General features: G+C 42.6%; 21 protein-coding genes and 1 pseudogene. 16 read left to right on the top strand and 6 right to left on the bottom strand.

All coding sequences use genetic code 11. The features are described from left to right. Both dapD and FQV37_RS01345 read right to left on the bottom strand, forming a co-directional pair. Nucleotides 1–822: a 2,3,4,5-tetrahydropyridine-2,6-dicarboxylate N-succinyltransferase gene (dapD, locus tag FQV37_RS01340; protein WP_057760881.1), complete on the bottom strand. Its 822-nt coding sequence runs from the start codon at nucleotides 820–822 to the stop codon at nucleotides 1–3. Between the two features lie 161 nt (nucleotides 823–983). Beyond that, on the bottom strand, nucleotides 984–1,940 hold the full coding sequence (locus FQV37_RS01345; RefSeq protein ID WP_160020968.1) for an alpha/beta fold hydrolase: 957 nt from the start codon (nucleotides 1,938–1,940) through the stop codon (nucleotides 984–986). 377 nt (nucleotides 1,941–2,317) lie between these two features. On the opposite strand from FQV37_RS01345, the gene FQV37_RS01350 reads away from it, so the two are divergent. The 6 genes from FQV37_RS01350 to FQV37_RS01375 all read left to right on the top strand — a co-directional run bounded on the left by FQV37_RS01350 (nucleotide 2,318) and on the right by FQV37_RS01375 (nucleotide 8,338). Further along, on the top strand, nucleotides 2,318–3,508 hold the full coding sequence (locus FQV37_RS01350) for an FAD-dependent oxidoreductase (protein WP_160020969.1): 1,191 nt from the start codon (nucleotides 2,318–2,320) through the stop codon (nucleotides 3,506–3,508). Between the two features lie 231 nt (nucleotides 3,509–3,739). Then, complete coding sequence (gene arsS, locus FQV37_RS01355; protein WP_160020970.1) at nucleotides 3,740–4,732, top strand: arsenosugar biosynthesis radical SAM (seleno)protein ArsS; 993 nt, start codon at nucleotides 3,740–3,742, stop codon at nucleotides 4,730–4,732. A 135-nt stretch (nucleotides 4,733–4,867) separates the two neighbouring features. Further along, the gene (locus FQV37_RS01360) at nucleotides 4,868–5,689 is read left to right on the top strand and encodes a DUF547 domain-containing protein (protein ID WP_160020971.1); all 822 of its coding nucleotides are present in this window, start codon (nucleotides 4,868–4,870) and stop codon (nucleotides 5,687–5,689) included. Nucleotides 5,690–5,734: 45 nt separating this feature from the next. After that, entirely contained in the window at nucleotides 5,735–6,442 is a 708-nt protein-coding gene (locus FQV37_RS01365) for a TIGR04283 family arsenosugar biosynthesis glycosyltransferase (RefSeq protein WP_240990907.1), read from the top strand. A gap of 81 nt (nucleotides 6,443–6,523) precedes the next feature. Next, the gene (locus FQV37_RS01370; protein WP_160020973.1) at nucleotides 6,524–7,171 is read left to right on the top strand and encodes a TIGR04282 family arsenosugar biosynthesis glycosyltransferase; all 648 of its coding nucleotides are present in this window, start codon (nucleotides 6,524–6,526) and stop codon (nucleotides 7,169–7,171) included. 123 nt (nucleotides 7,172–7,294) lie between these two features. Continuing rightward, nucleotides 7,295–8,338, top strand: coding sequence for a methyltransferase domain-containing protein (locus FQV37_RS01375; protein ID WP_160020974.1), 1,044 nt, complete (start codon nucleotides 7,295–7,297; stop codon nucleotides 8,336–8,338). Between the two features lie 162 nt (nucleotides 8,339–8,500). On the opposite strand, the gene mtnP is transcribed toward FQV37_RS01375, so the two are convergent. Next, a complete protein-coding gene (mtnP, locus tag FQV37_RS01380; protein WP_160020975.1) occupies nucleotides 8,501–9,394 on the bottom strand; it encodes an S-methyl-5'-thioadenosine phosphorylase in 894 nt (297 codons plus the stop codon). Between the two features lie 482 nt (nucleotides 9,395–9,876). Between mtnP and FQV37_RS01385 the strand changes: the two genes are divergently transcribed. Genes FQV37_RS01385 through FQV37_RS01395 form a run of 3 tightly spaced genes read left to right on the top strand, consistent with a single transcriptional unit; the run spans nucleotide 9,877 to nucleotide 13,451 of the window. Beyond that, nucleotides 9,877–10,896 carry a TAXI family TRAP transporter solute-binding subunit gene (locus FQV37_RS01385; RefSeq protein ID WP_160020976.1) on the top strand — a complete coding sequence of 340 codons (1,020 nt, stop codon included), beginning with the start codon at nucleotides 9,877–9,879 and terminating at the stop codon, nucleotides 10,894–10,896. Further along, nucleotides 10,874–11,437, top strand: a complete 564-nt coding sequence (locus FQV37_RS01390; protein ID WP_160020977.1) for a DUF1850 domain-containing protein — start codon at nucleotides 10,874–10,876, stop codon at nucleotides 11,435–11,437. The genes FQV37_RS01385 and FQV37_RS01390 overlap by 23 nt, the downstream gene beginning before the upstream one ends. A gap of 10 nt (nucleotides 11,438–11,447) precedes the next feature. Further along, nucleotides 11,448–13,451, top strand: coding sequence for a TRAP transporter permease (locus FQV37_RS01395; RefSeq protein ID WP_160021009.1), 2,004 nt, complete (start codon nucleotides 11,448–11,450; stop codon nucleotides 13,449–13,451). Between the two features lie 144 nt (nucleotides 13,452–13,595). Here FQV37_RS01395 and lipA read toward each other — a convergent pair whose 3' ends face one another. Further along, nucleotides 13,596–14,639: a lipoyl synthase gene (gene lipA / locus FQV37_RS01400; protein WP_057760861.1), complete on the bottom strand. Its 1,044-nt coding sequence runs from the start codon at nucleotides 14,637–14,639 to the stop codon at nucleotides 13,596–13,598. 148 nt (nucleotides 14,640–14,787) lie between these two features. Then, the gene (locus FQV37_RS01405; protein WP_420876956.1) at nucleotides 14,788–15,198 is read right to left on the bottom strand and encodes a carboxymuconolactone decarboxylase family protein; all 411 of its coding nucleotides are present in this window, start codon (nucleotides 15,196–15,198) and stop codon (nucleotides 14,788–14,790) included. 325 nt (nucleotides 15,199–15,523) lie between these two features. Here FQV37_RS01405 and acnB point away from each other — a divergent pair, with 325 nt between their 5' ends. The 6 genes and pseudogenes from acnB (at nucleotide 15,524) to FQV37_RS01435 (ending at nucleotide 22,238) form a co-directional block, all read left to right on the top strand. After that, the gene (gene acnB / locus FQV37_RS01410; protein ID WP_160020978.1) at nucleotides 15,524–18,127 is read left to right on the top strand and encodes a bifunctional aconitate hydratase 2/2-methylisocitrate dehydratase; all 2,604 of its coding nucleotides are present in this window, start codon (nucleotides 15,524–15,526) and stop codon (nucleotides 18,125–18,127) included. A 336-nt stretch (nucleotides 18,128–18,463) separates the two neighbouring features. Continuing rightward, on the top strand, nucleotides 18,464–19,660 hold the full coding sequence (locus FQV37_RS01415; RefSeq protein ID WP_160020979.1) for an ORC-CDC6 family AAA ATPase: 1,197 nt from the start codon (nucleotides 18,464–18,466) through the stop codon (nucleotides 19,658–19,660). An 80-nt stretch (nucleotides 19,661–19,740) separates the two neighbouring features. Then, nucleotides 19,741–20,184, top strand: a pseudogene (locus tag FQV37_RS01420) (IS5 family transposase); the annotation flags it as partial. 7 nt (nucleotides 20,185–20,191) lie between these two features. After that, entirely contained in the window at nucleotides 20,192–20,734 is a 543-nt protein-coding gene (locus tag FQV37_RS01425; protein WP_160020980.1) for a hypothetical protein, read from the top strand. Beyond that, nucleotides 20,734–21,570, top strand: a complete 837-nt coding sequence (locus FQV37_RS01430) for a hypothetical protein (RefSeq protein WP_160020981.1) — start codon at nucleotides 20,734–20,736, stop codon at nucleotides 21,568–21,570. The genes FQV37_RS01425 and FQV37_RS01430 overlap by 1 nt, the downstream gene beginning before the upstream one ends. Nucleotides 21,571–21,797: 227 nt before the next feature. After that, nucleotides 21,798–22,238: a PACE efflux transporter gene (locus tag FQV37_RS01435; protein ID WP_160020982.1), complete on the top strand. Its 441-nt coding sequence runs from the start codon at nucleotides 21,798–21,800 to the stop codon at nucleotides 22,236–22,238. Between the two features lie 70 nt (nucleotides 22,239–22,308). Here FQV37_RS01435 and FQV37_RS01440 read toward each other — a convergent pair whose 3' ends face one another. Further along, on the bottom strand, nucleotides 22,309–23,106 hold the full coding sequence (locus FQV37_RS01440) for an enoyl-CoA hydratase/isomerase family protein (RefSeq protein WP_160020983.1): 798 nt from the start codon (nucleotides 23,104–23,106) through the stop codon (nucleotides 22,309–22,311). A 339-nt stretch (nucleotides 23,107–23,445) separates the two neighbouring features. Between FQV37_RS01440 and FQV37_RS01445 the strand changes: the two genes are divergently transcribed. After that, nucleotides 23,446–24,258, top strand: coding sequence for an alpha/beta fold hydrolase (locus FQV37_RS01445; protein WP_160020984.1), 813 nt, complete (start codon nucleotides 23,446–23,448; stop codon nucleotides 24,256–24,258). Nucleotides 24,259–24,334: the final 76 nt, after the last annotated feature.

Consider the following 24,334-nt stretch of genomic DNA (forward strand, 5'->3'; position numbering starts at 1 on the left):
TTAGGCTAAGCGTAATAGCTCGTTTACTGATGTTTTTGCACGAGTTTGCGCGTCAACTTTTTTCACGATGATAGCAGCGTACAAGCTGTGCGTGCCATCTTCTGACGGCAAGCTACCTGGTACGACAACAGAACCTGCTGGTACACGGCCACGATGAATCTCGCCAGTCTCACGATCATAGATACGCGTCGATTGACCGATGTAGACACCCATAGAGATGACAGCGCCTTCTTCAACGATAACGCCTTCAACGATTTCAGAGCGCGCACCGATGAAGCAGTTGTCTTCAATGATAGTAGGGTTTGCTTGCAATGGCTCTAATACACCACCGATGCCAACGCCGCCTGACAGATGCACGTTTTTACCGATTTGAGCACATGAACCAACAGTCGCCCATGTATCAACCATCGCGCCTTGATCGACATAGGCGCCGATGTTGACGTATGACGGCATCAATACTGCGCCTGCTGCGATGAATGAACCTCTACGAGCGACAGCTGGTGGTACAACGCGTACGCCTGCTTCTTTAAACTGCGCTTCAGTCCAGTTAGCAAACTTAGTCGGTACTTTGTCATAGAACTGTACGTGTTCGCCAGCAGCTTGGACGTAGTTGTCGTTTAGACGGAAAGACAATAGTACGGCTTTTTTGGCCCACTGATTGACAACCCATTCGCCATCTTTCTTTTCTGCTACGCGCAGGCTACCGTTATCTAGTTGCTCAAGTACTTGGTTGATAGCATCGCGCACGTCTTGTGGCATATTGGCTGGGCTGTATTCGTTGCGATTTTCAAATGCTTGTTCGATGGTTTGTTGTAATGACATAAAGGTTCCTAAAATGAATGAAAAGTAAATAAATGAATCTTATAGTTAAAGATAGCGTCAAAAATCGACTAAAAATATTGCCTGCCACATTGTCGCTAATTTGACGACTTTTAGCAAATAAGTTGGGCGCAAAGGTCTGTATTGATAATAAGTAATGCCATTTAGACAGATGGGCTATTGCGCTCTATCCATTCTAAGATATCGTGATAGACCACCTTGTTCGCCTGCCCGTGAAGGGGCTCATGGCGCATATTAGGATACAGCTGAATATCGACATGACTGAAATGACGCTTGTCCAAACGCGTGACAACCCTACGTATACCGCGACCCATTTCACCAATCGGATCATCTTCACCGCTGATAAACAGCATTGGGAAGTTTTTGGCAATAGTAGTAGCCCAATTTTTATTCAGCCCAGTATCCATAAGCGTAAACAATGTCATAAAGCCATTGTTGGTAAAGTCAAAACCAGTCTTAGGATCGGCTTCATAGGCTTCAATGTTTGCGGTATTTTCACTGAGCCACGCAAACTGTGAGGACGAACTGCGATCAGATAGTTGGCTGTTCAGGACTTTATTCATCACCTTGGCAAAAACTGTATTCGGTTGTCTTGGTGCGACTCTGGCCAGTAATTTGTTGATAGGTAATAAAACCTTAGCTAGTGGGTTGGCGTCTGCGGAACCCATTAGGATGGCGCCTGTGAAATTATGCGCATGATGCTTGAGTACATTGCGCACGATAAATGAGCCCATCGAGTGACCCATCACAAAATGCGGGACGTCTGGATGACGCTCTTTTAGGCTATCGGCCATCACAATCACGTCTTTCAAAAGCGACTGTACTGGATGCTCCTCACCAAAAAATCCGAGATCGGCCTCAGTCTTGATAGTCTGTCCATGACCCAAATGATCGTAAGTCGCCACAGCGATACCATTGTCTGCCAAAAACTGTGCAAAATCGCTATAGCGACCGCTGTGCTCTGCCATGCCATGCACAATCAATAAAGTCGCGCTAATCTCGACGTCTTTGCTACTTGGTTCAAAAAAATCATGGTGCAAGTAGTGAATATTGTCAGAAGACAAAATGTGATCGTTACTGGTATCGATGTTGGTACTCATGTAATGTTCCTTGATTACTTATAATTTTCATTAACGATTTTGACAATGTTTCTCAAATAATGAGTCAAGCAGCGCAATTTATCATGCGGCTCTTATACTGTCCTATTGTACTGGGCGATGATAAATAATTTCACCTTATTTTATTATTTTAATTCAGTTATAAAAAATATCGTTCTAATAATAACGGTTGACGCAGTGACTATTGCTGAATATGTATAAGCCACATGAGCCACATAATTCATTTACGCTCTTACTGTTTGCCCGCAACAGACTGGTCTTATTTATATGATACTTTTAAATGAGTTTTTAAAGTCATTTATATCAATCAACATTCGATCAAACACTAACAGCAACTAACCGCCTTGATAAAATCATTTATGACGAAATTTTCATCGAAAAAGACATTATTATTGGCAGGCGCAGGTCACGCTCACATTGGTATGTTACGCCGACTTAGCGCCGCGCGTTTAAAGGATGCCGATACGATAGAGGCAGACATTCACTTAATTAGTCAGCAACCGCAAACCATCTATTCTGGCATGTTACCGGGTTGGATGGCAGGGCATTATCAGTTGCATGATATCAGTATTGATATCAAATCGCTTTGTGTGCGAGCAGGTGTGCGCTTTATTCAGCAATCGCTTGTACAAGTAAACGCAGCGTCAAATAAGGTGGTTACGACTGGCGATGAACAAACGGATTTTGACTACGATGTCTTGTCTCTAAATACGGGCGCAGATACAGACATGCGTTGGCTACCTGACCACAATAGCTACAACGAGTACAGAAGCGATAATGACGATAACAATACTGGCGCTGCTAATACTAACGTGATTGCCATACGACCGTTGTCAACATTTATCACGCAATGGCAGCGGATTCTAAAAGCCGCTCAGCAGTCTGAAAAGTATCAATTGGCTATTATTGGGGCAGGTGCTGCGGCCATAGAGTTGGTGATGGCAGCCCAAGTCACGCTACGGAACATCAATCGTAATCATCAGGTGACATTAGTATGCGGTGAGAATCTATTGTCAGGGTTTAACTCAGGCTTTCGACAACGGGTTATTAAGCAGTTACATCGTCATGACATTACGATAGTTCGAGAACGAGCGACCGATTATCGTGATGGCAAATTATCAACTACGCATAAATCATTGCCAATAAATGCTGTCATCGCTGCGACTGGCGTCATAGGCTCGGCATGGACGGCTTCTACGGATTTGGAGATAGAAGGTGATGGGTTTGTTGCAGTAAACGATAAGCAACAGAGCGTCTCTCATCCTAATGTGTTTGCGGTTGGTGATGTGGCGATACGAGTCGATAAATATGTGGCGCACTCAGGGGTTCACTCGGTGCATGGTGGTGCTGTCGAAGCCGATAATTTATTGGCCTATCTGGGTGACAACGTAATGAAAAGCTATCAGCCAAAATCACGCACGCTATATCTGCTGTCTTGCGGTGATAAATACGCCATTGGTAGTTGGGGTAATGTAAACCTACAAGGTCGCTGGGTATGGCATCTCAAGAAGTATATCGATAAGCGTTTCATTGAAGCCGATAAGGACTAACCAAGGTTAATGCTCATTTGGAATAAACCATAAAATCCATGTGATTAGTTGTCAATGCTTATTGATAATCAGGTATGATTGATTAGATAAACCGTAAAGTGAGCAATCAAGTTTTACGTTGTAAGTTTTGAAAATAAACAGTAAAAGCAATGCGCTATCTATGTTTTCTAATCTTTAATGTCACGTTGCTATCCTTTTTTAGTTGTACTGCTAACAGGATTTTAGACCATCATGAAATCAACTATCGAGCTACTTGAGCATACTGATTTTCCAGCGATAAAACGACGTCAATTGACGATATTGCAAGTCAATATGGGCTATTTATGTAATATGTCCTGCGTGCACTGTCATGTGGCTGCTAGCCCTTATCGTACCGAGATGATGTCACGTGAGTTGGTTGAGCTGATACCAGAGGTATTACAAGCACAAAACATCGATACGCTTGATTTGACAGGCGGTGCGCCTGAAATGCATGAGGATTTTAAGTATTTGGTCAAGGCAGCTCGAGCATTAGGTGTCAAAGTCATAGACCGCTGTAACCTGACTATCCTGATGGAAGAGGGTTATGAGGATATGGCGCAGTTTTTAGCAGATAACCAAGTGGAAGTGGTGGCATCTTTGCCTTGTTATTCCTTAGAAAATGTAGACAAGCAGCGCGGTAAAGGTGCGTTTGACGACAGTATATTGGGATTGCAAAAACTCAATCAGTTGGGGTATGGCAAGCCTAATTCAGATTTAACATTAAACTTGGTCTTCAATCCACAAGGCGCGACGCTGCCGCCCAATCAACAGCAGCTTGAAGCGGATTATAAGCGTGAGTTAAAAGCGCACTTTGATATCGAATTTAATCATCTATTTGCCCTAACCAATATGCCGATTCAGCGTTTTGGGGCGGTGTTATTGGCAAAAGACCAGTTCCACCCGTATATGGATTTGCTCAAAGCTAATTATATGGCTGCTAATCTGGCCGAGGTCATGTGCCGTTCGACCATTAGTGTCAACTGGTTGGGTGAGCTGTTTGATTGTGATTTCAATCAGCAGTTAGAGATACCTGTCCCCAACAAGTCACGGCGACACCTAAGTGACTTGTTAACGCAAAACCCGTCTGGTGATGACATTGCCATTGCCGACCACTGCTATGGCTGTACAGCAGGACAGGGCAGTAGTTGTGGCGGCGCGTTAGAAGAAGAGCCAGTAGAGCCAGCGTTAGCAGACACGCCTTAGCCGCTCTAATGTAAGTGCTTTTAATATAAGCACCTTAAACATAGATGTTTTAAGCCTAAACACTTTAAACATAGGTGCTTTTAGCATACGTAAAAATTTAGATAAAAAACAATCAGTGTAAACGGAGTAAGTCCTATGTCAGTATTTAACTTTTCTGCGAAGACGTTTTTCGCCCAACCAGTGATTGCTACGACTATTTTATTAGCAAGCGTGGCCGCTCATGCTGATTTCAACCATCAGAGCTGGGATAGCTTACTAAATAAGCATGTGACCATGACCAACGGTGGCAAAGCTTCAGTGGTCAACTATGCTGGCATGAAAGCAGATCAAAGTAAGCTGACAAGCTATCTGGAAGCGACGAGCAAGGTATCTCAATCAGAGTTCAATCGTTGGAGTAAAAATGAGCAGTTGGCATTTTTAATCAACGTTTATAACGCTGGTACGGTTGATTTGGTATTGACGAAATATCCAAACGTCAAATCCATCAAAGATATTGGCGGACTGTTTGGGTCACCATGGAAGCAAGAATTTGTTTCGCTACTCGGTAAAACGCGCTCACTTGATGATATTGAGCATAACCTGATTCGTGGTTCTAAACGTTACAACGATCCGCGCATTCACTTTGCGGTCAATTGTGCCAGTATCGGTTGCCCTGCACTGCAAGATGATGCCTTTACCGGCAAGCGTTTAGACAGTCAATTAGAGCAAGCAACGTCTAAGTTTTTAGCAGACAGTAGCCGCAACAGTCTTAAAGGCGATACGCTAAGAGTGTCACCAATTTTTAAATGGTATAAAGAAGACTTTGCAACCAACTGGCGCGGCACAAAAGATTTAGCAGGGTTTCTAGGTCGTTATAGCTCGTCACTAGGATTGAGTAAAGCTCAGACAGCGGATCTCAAACAAGGTAAGATAAAAATAAGCTATACCGACTACAACTGGAATTTGAATAAGAAATAAGCCAGTTTTTAATCTTAATCGCTGATTAATGTGACGGTATATCCATTGAAACTCTCCATCATTATTCCATTGTTAAATGAAGCGGACAACTTGCCTGAGCTTATGGCTCATATTGTCCGTCTCGATCCGGCACCGCAGCAAGTGATATTGGTCGATGGTGGCTCAGTGGATGGTTCGGTTGCTATCGCCGACAGTGTGCTCAAAAGTATAGAGGCTACCCAATCAGCTATCGACTGGCATATTATCGAATCTACGGTAGGACGCGCTCAGCAAATGAATGCGGGCGCTATGTTAGCAACAGGTGATGCGCTGCTATTTTTACATGCTGATACCGAGCTGCCAGCTGACGCGATAGACAACGTTCAACAGGCAGTAGCTCAGTATGACTGGGGACGTTTCGATGTGCGCTTAGACAGTCGTGAGCCATTGTTAAAAATCGTCGGATTAATGATAAACCAGCGCTCACGCTCAATGGGTATAGCTACTGGTGATCAAGCAATATTTATCAAAAAGTCCGTGTTTGAGCAGATTGGTGGCTATCCTGATCAGCCACTGATGGAAGATATCGAACTGTGTAAACGGCTAAAGAAAATTGCTCGACCAGCTTGTCTAAAGAGTAAAGTCACGACTTCAGCGCGGCGTTGGCAGCAGCATGGCACGTGGCGGACGATTTTTTTGATGTGGCATTTGCGCTTTGATTATTGGCGCGGCGTATCGCCTGACGTCTTAAAGCAACGCTACTATAAGCAGTGAAGTTGTTTGGTTTATAAATATGATAGACAAAAGAAGAAAGAGTTCGTCCTTGTACATTTGACCAATTGAGAGACCGTTATAGTGACAGCTGATTTATCTGCAAGACAGCAAGATACCTGCATCATTCTGTTTGCAAAATATCCAGCGCCTAATAAGGCGAAGACCCGTTTGCAGCCAGCGCTAGGGGTAGATGGCGCTGCACGTATGGCAAGGCAACTATTATTGCATAGTATTGAGCAGACCGTTGATACGGGCTTTGCTGTCGAGCTATGTGTGAGTCCAGCACCAACAGATCCATGTTGGCAAGCGCTTGATTTTCCTGACTCGTTGCGTTGGTCTGCGCAGGCCGACGGTGATTTGGGTTTACGTATGTTGATAGCCAGTCAGCAAGCATTGCAACGTTTTGACAAGGTTGTATTAATTGGTACGGACTGTCCTAGTCTTACGACAGCACGTATTCAGACAGCGATACAGCAGCTAAATCAACACGATGCGGTCATGATTCCAGCGACTGATGGTGGTTATGTACTGCTAGGGTTTAGACAAGTTAATGAAAGCCTGTTTTCGGACATTGTTTGGAGTACGGCTAGTGTAGCCGCTGTCACTGAGCAGCGCATGGCGGCATTAGGCTGGAGACTGGCATTATTTGACCCTTTGCATGATATTGATGAGCCTAAAGATTTAGTGCATTTACCGTCAAGCTGGCTAGATTCTCACGTCAATATTTAGGTTGATAATAGCTGATAAAGGATAATTGATAACTAGGTCAATAAACTCACTAACGTAGTTGCATATTCTAAGATGATTTACTAAGACTTTTAACTGGATGGCACATTCAATAAGGATATTGTTATGCATGACGTCGTGCAAAATTACTATGGAAAAGAGTTACAGAGTACCAATGATTTAAAGACTTCGGCTTGTTGTGATATTAGCAATATGCCTGAGTGGCTCAAGCCATTACTCGCAAATATTCACGATGAAGTATTGAGTCGTTATTACGGCTGTGGTCTGGTGTGTCCAGCACTGCTTGAAGGCTGCCGAATTTTAGACTTGGGCAGTGGTTCAGGCCGAGATGTCTATGCACTAGCACAATTGGTTGGTGAGAGTGGCCATGTAGTCGGTGTTGATATGACCGATGAGCAGCTATCCGTTGCCAGACAGCATCAAGCCTATCATATCGATAAGTTTGGCTATGACAATGTGACATTTTTGCACGGCTATATCGAGAAACTAGATGAACTAGACCTTGAGGCTAATAGCTTCGATATTATCGTCTCAAACTGCGTTATCAATCTATCACCAGACAAGGCCGCGGTCATGGCTAGTGTGCAGCGTTTACTGAAACCTGGTGGGGAGTTTTATTTTTCTGATGTCTATGCCGATCGCCGTATCCCGCAACACTTGATTGATGACCCAGTCTTATATGGCGAATGTTTGAGCGGCGCGTTGTATTGGAAGGATTTTAACCGTTTATCACGAGATGCAGGTTTCTTAGACGTACGTTTGGTTGAAGATCGCCCACTTGAGATCACAGATCCTACATTGGCGGCTAAAATTGGTAATATTCAGTTTTTTTCTGCAACTTACCGCTTATTTAAAATCGACTCGCTTGAGGATGCTTGCGAAGATCACGGACAAGCGGTGATATATAAAGGAACTATCGAGCAGTCACCGCATCGGTTTGATTTAGATAAACATCACGCTATCGAAGCTGGTCGAGTATTTCCAGTATGTGGCAATACGTTTCGCATGCTGCAAGAGTCACGCTTTGCGCCGCATTTTGAGTTTATCGGTGATGACAGTCACCACTACGGTATTTTTGCAGGTTGCGGTGAGCTAATGCCGTTTACTCAACCTATGATGCTGGCATCTGGTGCAGGTGGTTGTTGCTGACATTAAAGTGGTGTATTTAGTATAAATTTCAGATATACATGCTGAATTACAAGAAAGGCCATCATTTCAGATAATGGCCTTTTTTGATTTGATAGAAGCCAGCTTGATTAAAATCAGACCGATTAGCAGTAGTCAGTTAAAGATGGAAAAGACGCATTACAATCACGTTAGCAAGGCGGCCAGTCTGATCTTGGTATGTTCGTCCATCGCATCTATAGGTGTGACCAATGCTTGTGCAAGAGCACTGTGAGCGATTGACTCAGGTAGTTCAGCGGCAATCAAAGCAACAGCTTCTCGTATCACTTTTTGAGCATTATCTGCATTTTTCAGTAGGTTCTTTATCGCATAGTCGGCACTGACGGCTTCTTCCGTCGGATGCCAACAGTCGAAGTCTGTCACCAGAGCTAACGTGGCATAAGCAATACTGGCTTCACGTGCCAATTTGGCTTCTGGCATATTGGTCATGCCAATGATATCTGCCTGCATCTGACGATACCATTCTGACTCTGCTCGAGTTGAGAATTGAGGGCCTTCGATGCAGACATAAGTTGCCTTAGAATGACTGCTACCTTCTATAATATTTGCTTGGTCATAAGCGCGCGTCAAGAGTTCTGCTAGGGCAGGGCATAGTGGGTCAGCCATCGACACATGGGCGACGGCTCCCTCACCAAAGAAAGTACTCGCTCGCTGCTTAGTCATATCAATCATTTGATCTGGTATGACCATGTCTAATGGCTTAAGATGCGCTTGCAATGAGCCAACTGCTGATACGGAAACGATATAGCGTACCCCAAGCGTTTTTAGCGCATAGATATTGGCTCGATACGGCACTTCGGACGGGGTCAGTCTATGACCCTGACCATGCCGTGTCAAAAAGGCAACGGTCACTCCCTCAAGCTCACCTAAGACAATATCATCAGATGGACTACCATAAGGCGTCTGTATCGTTACACTGCGTTTGTTGGTCAGTGATGACATTTGGTAGAGACCGCTGCCACCGATGATAGCAATATCAGCAGATAACGTTGCCAGTACTTCCGTGTGAGGTATTGTCATAAGGACTATCCGAGTAGATTAATAAAAGAGAGACACAGACTAGTGCCATGTAATATCCTGAACCAAAAAATAGCTCAGATAAAATATAGCAGAACTTTTGTCCTTATAGTTATAAATCGAGATAGTTATAAATCGAGAGTCCTCATTAATTTGCTATATCTAAAAATTCCTAAGAAATAATGCGATATGGCAATATTTTTCAGATGTCGATAAAGGTTTACAATAGCAACAATTTTTGTTTTAATATTTATTAAATGAAACTTTGTTTCGCATAGCAAAACTTTATATATGTTAGCTCAATTAATGAATGGCCTATATTTTCTCAGGTAGCTTTAAATATAAGGTATTGAAAGAAAAAGAGAAAGCAAGCTAAGGTTTATTTGTTGATGGAATTACTATATTATTACTCGTCTGTAACGTATTTATGTATAAATACGGATATTGTTAAACGTACAAAATCGACCACTTCAAGGATGAATTCAATGCTTAATTCTTTAAAATCCCCATTACTTTTGTCAGCTATGTTGAGTGCTGCCTTAGGTCTAACTGCATGCTCATCTCCAAGTTCAGAGGGCAGTGATACTGCATCTGCAGATAGCGCGGCAACAGATACTGCAGCAGATAAGCTTGATACTAAGTTTTTGACCATCGCTACTGGCGGTGCGTCTGGCCCTTACAACATCATTGGTACTTCATTGTCTGAAGTCTATGTCAAAACCTTTGGCGTAAACTCAAAAACTCAAACCACTGGCGCATCAGTCGAAAACGTCAATCTATTGACCCAAGGCAAGGTCGACATGGTCTTGGCACTAAGTGACGTAGTGACAGATGCTGTCGAAGGTAAAAACAACTTTGAGCAGCCAATCACTAACATTCAACAGATTGCTGTTTTGTACCCTAATGTGGTGCAAATCGTAACCTCGGAAAAATCTGGTATCAAAAACATTGAAGATTTACGAGGCAAGCGTATTGCGGTAGGCGATCAAGGTTCTGGTACAGAAGTAAATGCTCGTACTTTACTTGAAGGGTTTGGTATCACGTATGATGATGTCACCGTTGATTATCTAGGCTTTGCTGAAGCTGCTGATGGTATGAAAGCAGGCAAGATCGAAGCGGCATTCTTTAGTAGTGGCCTACCAAACTCATCTTTGATGGAGCTAGAGCAAGGCTTAGATTTACAGATTGTCACTATCAACCAAGACAAGCTAAAAGAAATCATCGCGACCAAGCCTTACTTCAAAACCTTTGAGATTCCTGCTGGCACTTATGGCAACGAAACAGCCATACCAACTGCAGCAATCATGAATGCGTTGTTGGTTAGCTCTGATCTATCTGAAGCGGATGGTTATAAACTGACCAAAGCATTGTTTGATAATTTAGATGGTCTAAAAACAGCTCACCAAGCGGCCAATGATATCAGTCTAGAAACCGCTCGTGATGGCATGGTAGCCCCAATCCATCCTGGAGCTAAAAAGTACTATGACGAACAATCAGCCAAGTAATTCATTATGTTTACCAACTGGCGCGGCATTTATTGCAGCGCTGGTTTTTTTTACGCTATGGTTAGGCTTTACGCTTCAGTCTGTCGTTGAAGTGCGAGTCGCAGGCGTAGACGGTGCTGATGATAAGGTTTGTTATTTCACTGAGCCTGATTTTCAGCTACGTTGGATACATTCTGTAGAAAAACAGTGGTGGGAAGAGCAGTATCAACGCATAGACGGCAGTAGTACAGAAGGTGCGGAGCTGTTACTGACCACGACGTATTTTGAAGCATTCGGTGCGGGGACACCCTCCACCGAAATGCTCGCTCCTATACAAAAGCCTGGCTATCTGGGTTATCAAATCAACGAAAAACTGCCTCGCCTTAATTGGGTCGTATCTAGACTGACCAAAGGTGAAATGGATTATGGTGGTCATCGTTTCTTGATTCACCAGTGGGTGCCAGACTATTCTGAAGTGGTGATCATGCCTAAGACGTATGATTTAATTGATAGATTTAAAAAGGACTTTTGTCATGAACTCCCAAGTGACGGATCAAGGTAGTGTGACTACCATGCCAGATGCGCAAGTTGATAACGATGCTGAGGCGGATGCGGTCAACCGAGCAGTATTGGAAAAATATGACCGAGAGTCAATCACGCGTCATATCACTCAAGGACCAGTAAAATATTTTATCGCTGGCATTTGTATACTCTATTCACTGTTTCATTTATATATCACTTTTAATCCAATGCCAGCACTGTTGCAGCGCTCTGTGCACGTGGGCGTTGGTTTTGCATTGATATTCCTAATTTTTCCAGCCAGTAAAAAAAGCAGTCGCAAACGAGTGGCATGGTATGACTGGCTTTGGTTTGCGCTGTCCTTATCTGGCATGGGCTACTTGATTTACGAGTATCAAGATATTGTGACCTCGCGCGGCGGTATGGCGAACCAGATGGATGTGATATTTTCACTAATCACCGTAGTCTGTGTGTTAGAGGGCAGTCGCCGTATCACAGGTTGGATTTTGCCGATATTGGCAGGGATATTCTTAGCCTATCCGTTTGTCAGTCACATGGATTTTATGCCTGATAGACTTTTGACTCGCCCTTATGATATGGGTGATATTTTCGGTCAATTATTCCTAAAAACAGAAGGTCTGTATTCTGTCGCGATCGGTGCGTCAGTGACGTTTATTTTCTTGTTTATCTTATTCGGTGCGTTCTTAGCACGCTCAGGGATGGGGCAGCTGTTTAATGATCTGGCATTGGCCATCGCAGGTCATAAGAAAGGCGGGCCTGCAAAAGTAGCGGTCATCTCTAGTGGCTTTATGGGCAGTATCAACGGCTCTGCATTATCAAATGTAGTAAGTACCGGTGCCTTTACGATTCCGCTGATGAAAAAAGTCGGCTATCACAAAGATTTCGCGGGTGCAGTTGAGGCGAGTGCATCTGTAGGTGGGCAGATTTTGCCACCAATTATGGGTGCCAGTGCGTTCATTATGGCAGAGACCACAGGTTTGCCTTATAGCACGATTGCGCTTGCAGCCCTACTACCAGCCGTGCTGTACTATTTGGGTGTGATTGCACAGGTACATTTCCGCGCTGGTCGCCGCGATCTAAAAGGTATCGCTAAAGAAAATCTGCCAGCAGTAAAAGCAGTCCTAAAAGCACGTGGTCATATGCTATTGCCGATTGTTTTTTTGGTTTTCTTGTTAATCAGAAACGTACCTGTAGGATATGCAGCAGCTTATACCATTGGTTTTACGGTTGTCATCAGTATGCTACGTGCTGAGACACGCATGAGCTTTTCTGATATTTTAGGTGCATTGGAAGATGGTGCGCGTCAGTCGCTTGCAGTCATGGCGGCCTGTGCGGTCGTTGGTATTATCATTGGGGTGGTGAGTCTGACTAGTTTCGGTACCGTAATGACATCCTCTATCGTTACGCTAGGCGCGGGATCGTTGTTCTTTACGCTTATTTTAACCATGCTAGCATCTATGGTATTAGGCATGGGATTACCGTCTATTCCTGCCTATATCATTACGGCGACGATGGCGGCGCCAGCATTAGCTGGTTTTGATATTCCAATTTTGTCAGCGCATATGTTTGTTTTTTATTTTGGTATTTTTGCCAATATTACCCCGCCTGTGTGTCTAGCGGCCTTTGCTGGTGCGGGTATATCGGGCGGCGATCCGATGAAGACAGGATTCTTGTCGCTCAAGCTGGCACTCGCTGGATTTATCGTACCGTTTATGTTTATCTATAATCCTACGATGCTGATGATTGACCCCACTGATCTTGCTGTTACGGCAAAAGACTTCCCGCTACCGCCTATTGTAGATATCATTACAGTAGTAGTGACTTCGATTACTGGTGTCATTGCACTAAGCTCAGCACTTGAGGGGTACTTCAGAGGCGAGATGAATACGGTGACTCGTGTCATCTTAGCTATTGGCGCTTTGTTACTGATTTACCCTGAAATGATCACGGGCATCGTAGGAGGAGTTATTGTCCTCGGTATTGCTGCATTCAATATAAAAACAGCTGGAAAGCCAACGCCAACTTTAACCGTGTAAAGTATTGGATTTGAATTCTTCGTAAATCTAACAAAGCTAAAAAAAGGGTGAATAACAAATCTGTTATTCACCCTTTTTAATATTCTTAAGAGATGTTCTAGCGGCTGTTGTTCGCAACTACTTTCACCTCACTTGATTGCTAAATTAGCAGCCAAGTTTACCTTCAGCTTCTAATGCTTTTTTGCTACGGATAGGTGCTGGGCAATCTTCGCCATAGTACTGACGATCTGCAAAGTAGCTTGAGCGTACCATTGGGCCTGCCCAAATACTAAAGAAGCCAATCTTTTTACCGTAGTCCATATAGCGTTGGAACTCATCTGGATGAACATAACGATCGACAGGCGCGTGGTTTTTACTAGGCTGTAGATACTGACCGATAGTGATCATATCTACATCATGAGCTTTTAGATCATCGAGTAGGGCATAGATCTCTTCTTCTGTCTCGCCAAGACCAACCATAAAGCCGCACTTGGTGGCGATATCAGGACGACGCTCTTTATAAATCTTAAGCAAATCTAGTGAATGCTGATAGTCAGAACCTGGACGGAAGGCCTTGTATAGACGTGGCACCGTTTCGATGTTGTGGTTAAACACATCTGGTGCAGTCTCTGTCAATAAATCCAAAGCGATATCCATACGACCACGGAAATCTGGTACTAGGATTTCAATCAAGCAGTTTGGGCTAAGTGCTCTTGACTCGTTTAGGACTTCCACAAAATGTCCAGCACCGCCGTCTTTTAAATCATCGCGATCGACAGAGGTGATTACAGCATACTTAAGCTGTAGACCTTGAATCGTCTCAGCGGTATGACGCGGCTCATCCTTGTCTAGCTCATTAGGACGACCATGGCCTACATCACAGAACGGGCAGCGACGCGTACAAATATCACCCATGATCATAAAGGTGGCTGTACCATCAGCGAAGCACTGTGGCAGGTTAGGGCAGGCCGCTTCTTCACAGACGGTATAAAGCTTTTGCTCACGTAAGGTTGCTTTGATACGAGCAACTTCAGCAGGCGAGGACATTTTTACCCGAATCCAATCAGGCTTTTTCTTTGCCTCGACAGTCGGGATCACTTTAATTGGGATACGGGCAACTTTGTCATAGCCACGTAGCTTTTCGCCTTGGATGGCTTTTTTTGGTTTGGCCTTAGCAGCAGGTACATGTGTTTGTACGGCAGTTGTCATAATAGAGTTATCTCTTAACCCTTTATATTATAAGGGTTTATGGAATGATCAGAATGTTTTATGAGTGTAGATATTATAGCAGAAATTTGGTCGTCAATTTTTAAACAATATTGTTAAGATTACTATGATTGCTCGGACGACCATAGTTTTAAATATCTATATCGATTTCCAACTCATTCAGTATATCTATGGCAGCGCGAAATGCTTCTTGTGTGGCAGGTGCACCGCAGTACGGCAAGCTGTGCATGAGCACTTCTCTAATCTCAGCGACACTGGCCCCGTTGTTAATGGCACCGCGTATATGTCCTTTCAACTCATTTGGGCTTTTTTGGGCAATTAAAAAGGCAATAGTGATTAATGAGCGATACTTACGAGGTAATACTGAGTCATCTTGCCAAGTGCTGCCCCAAGCGTGTTCAATAATCCAGTCTTGCAGCGGTTGGGTAAATCCTGTGGCAGCATCAAGCGAGCGTTTGACATGCTGCTCACCCATCACCTCTGTGCGTACTTTGAGCCCATTGTCATAGTTGGTATTGTTGTCCATATTGCTATCGTCCATATCTTGTCGTCCTTAATAATGTCTTATAAAAGCGTATAACAGTCATATGGTGTCTGTTCAGTCATAAAGCAAGCAATTATTGATACGTGCGTACGAGTGAATGCCAGTTATAATGAGCGCGACAATCATATTATTGATGGCACTATTTTTATAATAAATGTTCGATATGGCCTTACTATGCGCCTTTTCAGGGCTGAGCCATTAACATTTAGAGCGATTTAAGCTATGATTGCACGGATAATTATTCCCTATAGTATATAGACGCAGGCAGTCATGCTGACTACCCACGCAATGTGCTAAACCCCAACTGACGAGGACGACTATTGTGTTAGAAGCTTATCGTAAACATGTCGAAGAACGTGCTGAGCTAGGAACGGTTCCGCTACCATTGAACGAAAAACAAGTAGCAGAGTTGGTTGAATTACTAAAGAACCCGCCAGCAGGCGAAGATGCATTTTTGATGAACTTGTTAGAAAACCGTATCCCTGCTGGTGTAGACCAAGCAGCCTACGTAAAAGCTGCGTTTTTGGCTGCTATCTTAAAAGGTGAAACATCATCACCATTGATCAGCAAGCAAAAAGCGGTTGAAATCCTAGGTACTATGCAAGGTGGCTACAACGTTCAGCCATTAGTTGCTGCACTAGATGATAGTGAAGTTGCACAAGACGCTGCTGAAGCACTAAAGAAAACGCTATTGGTATTTGACGCATTCAATGACGTGACTGAAAAAGCTGAAGCGGGCAACACCATTGCTAAAGAAGTGGTTCAATCTTGGGCTGACGCAGAATGGTTCTTGAACCGTGATGCAGTACCAGAAAAAACCACTTATACGACGTTCAAAGTCACTGGCGAGACTAATACAGATGACTTGTCGCCTGCGCAAGACGCATGGAGCCGTCCTGATATTCCATTGCATTCACTAGCCATGCACAAAAACTCTCGCGACGGCATCAATGCTGACGAAGAGGGTGTTGTTGGCCCAATGAAGCAAATCGAAGCGCTTAAAGAAAAAGGCCATCCGCTAGCCTATGTTGGTGATGTTGTTGGTACTGGTTCTAGCCGTAAGTCTGCAACCAACTCAGTATTGTGGTTGATGGGTGAAGATATCCCTAACGTGCCAAACAAACGTGGCGGCGGTCTAGTACTTGGTAACAATATCGCTCCTATCTTCTTCAATACGATGGAAGATTCTGGCGCATTGCCAATTGAAAAAGTGGCAGTTGATAACCTAAACATGGGTGATGTATTTGACATCTATCCATACGAAGGCAAAATCACTAAGCATGACTCTGACGAAGTACTATCAACGTTCTCACTAAACTCACCAACATTGCTTGATGAAGTTCGTGCTGGCGGCCGTATTCCATTAATCGTTGGTCGTGGTTTGACTAACCGTGCTCGTGAATACATGGGTCTTGGTCATTCAGATATCTTTGCTAAGCCAGAAGAGCCAGCTGATACTGGTAAAGGCTTTACGCTTGCACAGAAAATGGTTGGTAAAGCGTGTGGCCTGACAGGCGTACGTCCAGGTATGTACTGTGAGCCTAAGATGACTACGGTCGGCTCTCAGGATACGACTGGTCCAATGACGCGTGATGAGCTAAAAGACTTGGCATGTTTGGGTTTCCAAGCAGACCTCGTGATGCAGTCATTCTGTCATACTGCTGCTTATCCAAAGCCAGTTGACGTTGAGACTCAGCACACACTACCTGACTTCATCATGAACCGTGGCGGTGTAAGCTTACGTCCAGGTGATGGTATCATTCACTCATGGTTGAACCGTATGCTACTTCCAGATACCGTTGGTACTGGTGGTGACTCGCATACTCGTTTCCCAATGGGTATCTCGTTCCCAGCGGGTTCTGGTCTAGTTGCTTTCGCAGCTGCAACTGGTGTGATGCCACTTGATATGCCTGAATCTGTTCGTGTTCGTTTTGTTGGTGAGCGTCAAGCTGGTATCACGCTACGTGACCTAGTACATGCTATCCCTTATCAAGCGATCAAAGAAGGTTACTTGACCGTGGATAAGAAAGGTAAAATCAACGAGTTCAACGGCCGCATTCTTGAGATTGAAGGCCTAGAAGATTTGACCGCTGAGCAAGCGTTTGAATTGTCTGATGCCTCAGCTGAGCGTAGTGCTGCTGGCTGTACCATCACTTTGTCTGAAGCGTCAGTGACTGAGTACCTAAACTCAAACATCACGCTGCTTAAATGGATGATCTCAGAAGGCTATGGCGATGCACGTACGATCAGCCGCCGTGTGGAGCAAATGCAAGAGTGGCTGGCTAACCCAAGCCTCATGCGTGCTGATGATGATGCTGAATACGCGATCGACATCACTATCGATATGAGCGAAATCAAAGAGCCTATCCTGTGCTGCCCGAACGATCCAGATGATGCAAAAACGCTAGCAGACGTGGCTGGTGATACGATTGATGAAGTATTCATTGGTTCATGTATGACTAACATCGGTCACTTCCGTGCCGCTGGTAAATTGCTACAAGACGTACCAGCAGGTAGCCTGAAGACTCGTCTATGGATTGCACCACCGACTAAGATGGATGCACGCCAATTGATGGAAGAAGGTTACTACAACATCTATGCACAAGCCGGCGCTCGTACTGAAATGCCAGGTTGTTCACTATGTATGGGTAACCAAGCACGTATCGCACCGAAATCTACTGCGGTATCGACCTCAACTCGTAACTTCCCGAACCGTCTAGGTCAAGGCGCTAACGTATACCTAGCGTCTGCAGAGCTTGCAGCAGTCGCAGCGGTACTTGGTAAATTGCCGACTAACGATGAGTATCAGCAATATGCTGGCATGCTAAATAGCATGGGTGATGAAGTCTATCAATACATGAACTTCGACCGTATGGAAGACTATACGGAAGAAGCAGACAAGATCAACGTTGCTCAGTTGAGCTAATTTTGGTTGACGTTTAAGTTAAACGTTTTTAAATAAACAAAACCCCGTATCGTAATGATGCGGGGTTTTTTTAATTTTTTGAAAAAAATTTCAGAATCAAGAAGTACGTTTAACTTATTAAAAATCAGACTTTCAATAAGTTGACAACTCCTAAAGTCTCTTATCGTCTATCATAAATCGTATTTTTTAAGGGTCTCTGAATACAAGGAGGTGGGTGTAGTAAAATTCTGATAGGTTTAATTTAAAAATTCTCTATATACATCATTAAAAATAGCTTAAAATGTAATAATAAATATTAAACTATACTAAGCTTTTAAAACTATAATTGAGCCATTCATGATTGATTCAGAGATATTTACGGAACAGGCAGAGTATTTATCAGGTAGTGCTTTTAAAAGGTGGTCGATTAGTCACCAGAATGAAGCAGATACTATGAGGAAGCTAACACAAGCTGGTGCTAAGTTAATAACTGGACCTCGAGGATGTGGTAAAACAACTTTAATGCTTAAAGCTTTTGATAAATTGATGACAAGTAAGAAAGGAAACGGATTCCCTGTATATGTAAACTTCAAATCATCTTTAAAGCTGGAACCTCTATATAGAAGTAATACAAATGCTGTTTATTGGTTTAATCAATGGGTAATGCTTAAAGTTATTAGTGGAATTTACGACTCCTTGATTAAAATGAATATACACAAAGATGTTTTTAGATTGACTAAAGACCAAACAGCGAAGAATATCGAGCTACTAGAAATGGGGCGAGTCGATCTACTTAATGATGAAGATGATCAAATCACTCTTAATGATATACATACTTTAGCTGACAAAGTTTGCGAAATTTCGTTTAAATCACGATTTATTCTTCTACTTGATGATGCTGGACATGCCTTCTCTTCTGATCAACAAAAAGACTTTTTTGAATTTTACAGACAAATAAAGTCGAAAAAAATATCTCCAAAAGCTGCCATTTATCCTGGCGTAATAAACTATTCTTCTTCATTCCATGTCGGTCATGATGCAGAAGAAATTGATGTCTGGGTAAAACCTAATAGTGACGGCTACCTAGATTTTATGCATTCTTTATTGAAATCAAGATTTGAAAGTAAAGTCTTTGAATCTTTGATTAATGAGAAAAATCTTCTAAACCTTATGTGCTTTGCAGCTTATGGAATACCACGCGCTCTTTTAAATATGATTTCATCTATTTGTATCGAAGATGAAGATGGAGAAGTCTCCGTAAATCTCACAGCTAAAAATACTCTCAAAGAAATAAAAAATAGTCATGATTCAACATACAATATCTATGATTCTCTAAAGATAAAGTTGCCTATGTATCGTAATTTTATTGATACGGGTTCTAATTTTTATGAACAAACATTAAAAATTATTAAAGAGTTTAATAAAGGTTCAGATGTAGGTAAGCAAAGCTCAATCATAGCAATAAAGAGACCGGTTTCAGCAGAGTTGGAAAAAGTAATTGGTTTTTTTCAGTATGCTGGACTGCTCTCTCCTAATAGTATTAGGGCGTGTTGAACATTGGCGACAAATTAATGGCAAAAAAAATAGCGAACGGTTAATCTTTAAGCTCTCACACAAAAAAGATATCGTTCGCTATGCCTCGCACCATGCTCAAAGATGAACACTGGGCAAGACTAAGACCCATATTACTAGAACTTAATATCTATGACAAAGGAAATCTTAGACAAACGGTTGAAGGCGTGCTTTATCGCATGCGTGTTGGCTGTCCTTGGCGCGACTTACCCGAGTATTTTGGCAAGCCTAATACCATCTATAAAGCTTACCAGCGCTGGTTTCGCAGTAATAAGCTGATTGCATTATTTACGTTACTGATCAAAGACGCAGACCTTGAGTGGGTCTTTATCGATGGCACTCATATTAAAGCGCATCAGCACAGCAGTAGTGGCAATGAGAACCTACAATCCATTGGCAAAAGTGTGGCAGGCCGCGCGACCAAGATTCACTTAGCAGTTGATGCGCATGGCAATCCGATTGCCTTTATCTTGTCAGATGGCACAACCCACGATGTTAAGGTCGCTCTTGCTTGTGCTTATATCTGGCTCAAATTATGAATATTCAACACGCCCTAGTAATAGGGGAGGGAAAGGTGTCTATGAGTTATATGAAATACACTATGCAGCTATAATAGATAGAAACATATTTTTTAGTAGTAAAGCTATCAATAGCGAAAAATACGTTGAAGCTTTTTCGAATAGACCGAATCATCATTATCCTAGGCACCTAGAGGCTTCACTAGTTCCAGAAGATAATCTGGATCAAGCATTTTCTTTAGCTTTACCATCTTGTGAGGTATGTAAAAGTCCGAGAGTTTCTGACAAAGCTAAATTTTGTATGGAGTGTGGTGCTAAGCTACAGGATGCATCTATTTTTGAGGATATTGTTAGTCAAGATATAGAGTTATTACCTATTACGACAGCGCGAGCAGATTCAATTAAGCAGAGTTCCAAAATTCGAAAAATTAAAGATATTTTGATGGATTATGATAATAAGGAACTGAGAAAAGTAAATATGATTGGCCCTGCTTGGGCTAAAAAAATTAAGAGTTACGCAGAGGAGTTCATAGCGTAATGTCAACTTGGAAAAATTGTATTTGCCAGAATGTAGGTTCTGAGCGTATAAACGACTTAAACGATTACGTCTCAATTAACGAGATTAGTAACTTGTCACCTATTGATGATTTTTATAACGAGATGCAGAGTATTCTTAGTTTATTTCCTTATGAAAGCTGGGGAACAAACGACTGGATAGGATCTCTAGCGTCAATAGCAATAATATCTAGTGTAGAGAATTATTTCAGACAAGTCTTCAGTAAAATTTTAAAAATTTGCGTAGATTCACAAAAAATTGCAGCAAGCAATAGTATTAATTTAGGTTCAGTTATATGGCATCCTTCGAATGAAATGGAAAGAGGAGCATTTGAACATATTTCTTTGGCTTCTTCTGAAAATATAAATAATACATCAAGGAAGTTTATTGGAGTTGATTTAAAGTCTAATGGTTTAGGAATAATACTTGAAGAGTTTGACAAAGTGTGTGAGTTGAGACACGGTATCGTTCATTCAGGAATGGTGGTAGCTGGAAAAAATGGAATTAAGTTGAAGCTTGAATCTACTCACGATATTCTGAAAATAAATATCGGATTTGATCAGTTTCAAGAAATAACATCTATATGTAATGCACTAATTGTCGAATCAAATAAGATTTTTTTTGCAGAGCTAGCAAGGCGATGGGCTACAACATGGAGAGATACTCCTAGTTGGGATTCTTCGAAAGCAAACTTGAAGTTTAAAAGTATTTGGACTGTTTTTTATTCTTTACGTGATGATCAAAATGGAAGTATTCCTGAAAATCTAACGTGGCTGAAATGTCGTAATCAGATTGTTCGAGAGTTCAATATACAATAGGTATGTAACCATATAGTCGCCGTATTAATTCGACTTGTATGTTTCCACACATCTGTTGATTTTCCTTGATATAGATCTCAACTGACTTCCAAAGCTATCTCATGTATAATATAGGGGCAGGCGGAAACCGTGGCTTTGCACTTTATTTATCTTTTCTAATTCGGGACGGACCGATACTTTGATACGCACCTTGCTGTTTAAATACAGGTGCTTTGGAGTCTTGGTTGATGACCTTATCACCGCTCAAACGTCGCTTAATTTATGTGACCGCCTTCGAAATTATCGCGATTATCTTATCTACCCTTATATTGATGAAACTCAGTCACAGTGATGCATCAGAATCTTTACCAATCGCCGTAATGATGTCGGTAGCAGCCGTCGTTTGGAACTTTATATATAATACCGCTTTTGAAGCGTGGGAACGCCGCAGACGTATTGTACGTCGCACGTTATGGATACGCAGTGTTCATGCTTTTGGTTTTGAAGGCGGGCTGGTGTTGATCTGCTTGCCACTTTATATGATTTGGTACGATGTTGGTCTAGTAAAAGCTTTTATGATGGAAGTGGCACTACTGCTATTTTTCTTAGTTTATACGTTTACGTTTACCTTGATTTTTGACAAGATATTTACGTTACCTCATCATTCTAAACCCGCGACCGCTTCTTGATCAAAGGCATTGACAAAAAAAGGGCTACCATATTGGCAGCCCTTTTTTGATGGCATTATTGTTTATCTTGTTACTTACCTTGATATACAGGCTTACGCTTTGCGATAAAGGCACTAACCCCTTCGATAAAGTCATCGGTTTTTGCCATTACGGTCTGTTGCTCTACTTCCGTATCTAACGCTGCGCTCAAACCAGCGAAGGCATGTACGTTGAAACTCTCTTTCATAGCGGCCAACGCTTTGCCTGGTAATTGGCTCAATCGTAGCGCCAATGCTTGTACGGTAGCTTCTAGCTCGTCAATACTTACCACGTCGTTTACTAGATTTAAACGTGCCATATCTTCTGCTTTTAGTTTATCTCCTAGCATCACAAGCTCAGTCGCTTTTGCTGCACCAACCAATTGGTTTAATAAGTAAATACCACCTGCATCTGGAACTAGGCCAATATTAACAAATGCTTGTACAAACTTCGCATTGTCTGCGGCAATGCGGAAGTCACAAGTAAGCGCCAAGTTCATGCCAGCACCAGCTACAGCGCCTTCTAATTTAGCAATAATCGGCTTATGGATATGACGTAACTTTAAGCTGACTTCGCCTGCACCTTCTACCATACCTCTTAATTTTTTTGAAACAATATCCTTGTCTAATCCTTCAGACAACATCTCTTTAATATCGCCGCCGCTGGAGAAATTACCACCAGCCCCTTGTAAAATAATCACCCGTACTTGATCATCTGCAGCCGCTTTATCTAGCGCTATCAAGACTTGGTTTTTTAAGGGTGTGCCAAAGGCATTTAAGCTTTTTGGATCGTTAAAGGTAATGGTAGCAATATGCTCTGCAACTTGATAATCGACGAGAGACTGTGACATTTGAGATTTCCTTATTTTAAATGACGGTTTTAATATTTTGTATCAATGACAATACTTTGAGATAAAGGTAAAAATGGTTCAATGCTGATTACTATAGCAGCTTGCTATGATTATAAAAGCGTGTTTTGTAGGCGCTTAAGACACATCTACATACTGGTAAACTTTACTATTTTATCGTAAAAGCTGATGCTAACTAATGGGACAAAACGACTGGCTCGTAAAAAGGCTATGACCTAAGGGGCTAATGGATTATGCTAATATGCCAGGTTGAGCGTAAAAGAGTCGTAAAAGACACAAGGGTACGCTCGAACTTTTCATTGATCAAACAAGGATGTGGTTATGCCAACTATCACTGTAAATAACGCTGATATTTATTACGAAGACAGCGCACCGAACGACACACAAAAGCCTGTTATCGTATTTGCTCACGGTTTATTGTGGAGCTCACAGATGTATGACAAGCAAGTGGAGCACTTTCAAACAGACTATCGTTGTATTGCTTTTGATTTTCGCGGGCAAGGTCAGTCGCAGGTTACCAAATCTGGCTATGATATGGAGACGCTGACTGACGATACGCTTGGCTTACTTGCAGCGCTTGGAATTGATAAATGTCACTTCGTTGGACTATCTATGGGCGGGTTCGTGGCTCAACGTATCGCGCTCAAACGCCCTGAGTTGCTGTTGTCGTTAACGCTGTTAGAAACCTCTGCTGACCCTGAAGATCCAAAAAACATCCCTCAGTATCGCAAGCTGGTTAAAGCGATTCGCTGGTTGGGTATGAAGCGTGTGAGTAATAAGGTGATGCCAATTATGTTTGGCAGTACGTTTTTGGCAGACAAACTGCGCAAATCTGACCGTAAGCAGTGGCTGACGATGCTACAAAGCAATCGCAAAGGCGGCGTGGTCAAAGCAACAATGGGCGTGATTGAGCGTACCGGTACTTATGAGCAGTTGGGTGAGATTACAACGCCAACATTAATCGTGGTAGGTGATGAAGATGCCGCTACGCCTTATGCCAAATCTGAACGCATGCATTTTGCTATCGCTGGGTCAAAGCTTGCTATTATCAAAGGTGCGGGTCATACATCGACAGTAGAAGAGCCTGATCAAGTGAATCAAGTACTTCGTCAGTTTTTGGAAAGTTGTGTTTAGTGTAGCTACTGTTCGAGAGCTTTAAAGTTTCATATTGATAGGAAATCCTGAGCATATATCTATATAAAAAAGCCGC

The sequence above is a fragment of the Psychrobacter nivimaris genome, assembly GCF_009812035.1.
GTDB classification, from domain to species: Bacteria; Pseudomonadota; Gammaproteobacteria; order Pseudomonadales; family Moraxellaceae; genus Psychrobacter; species Psychrobacter nivimaris.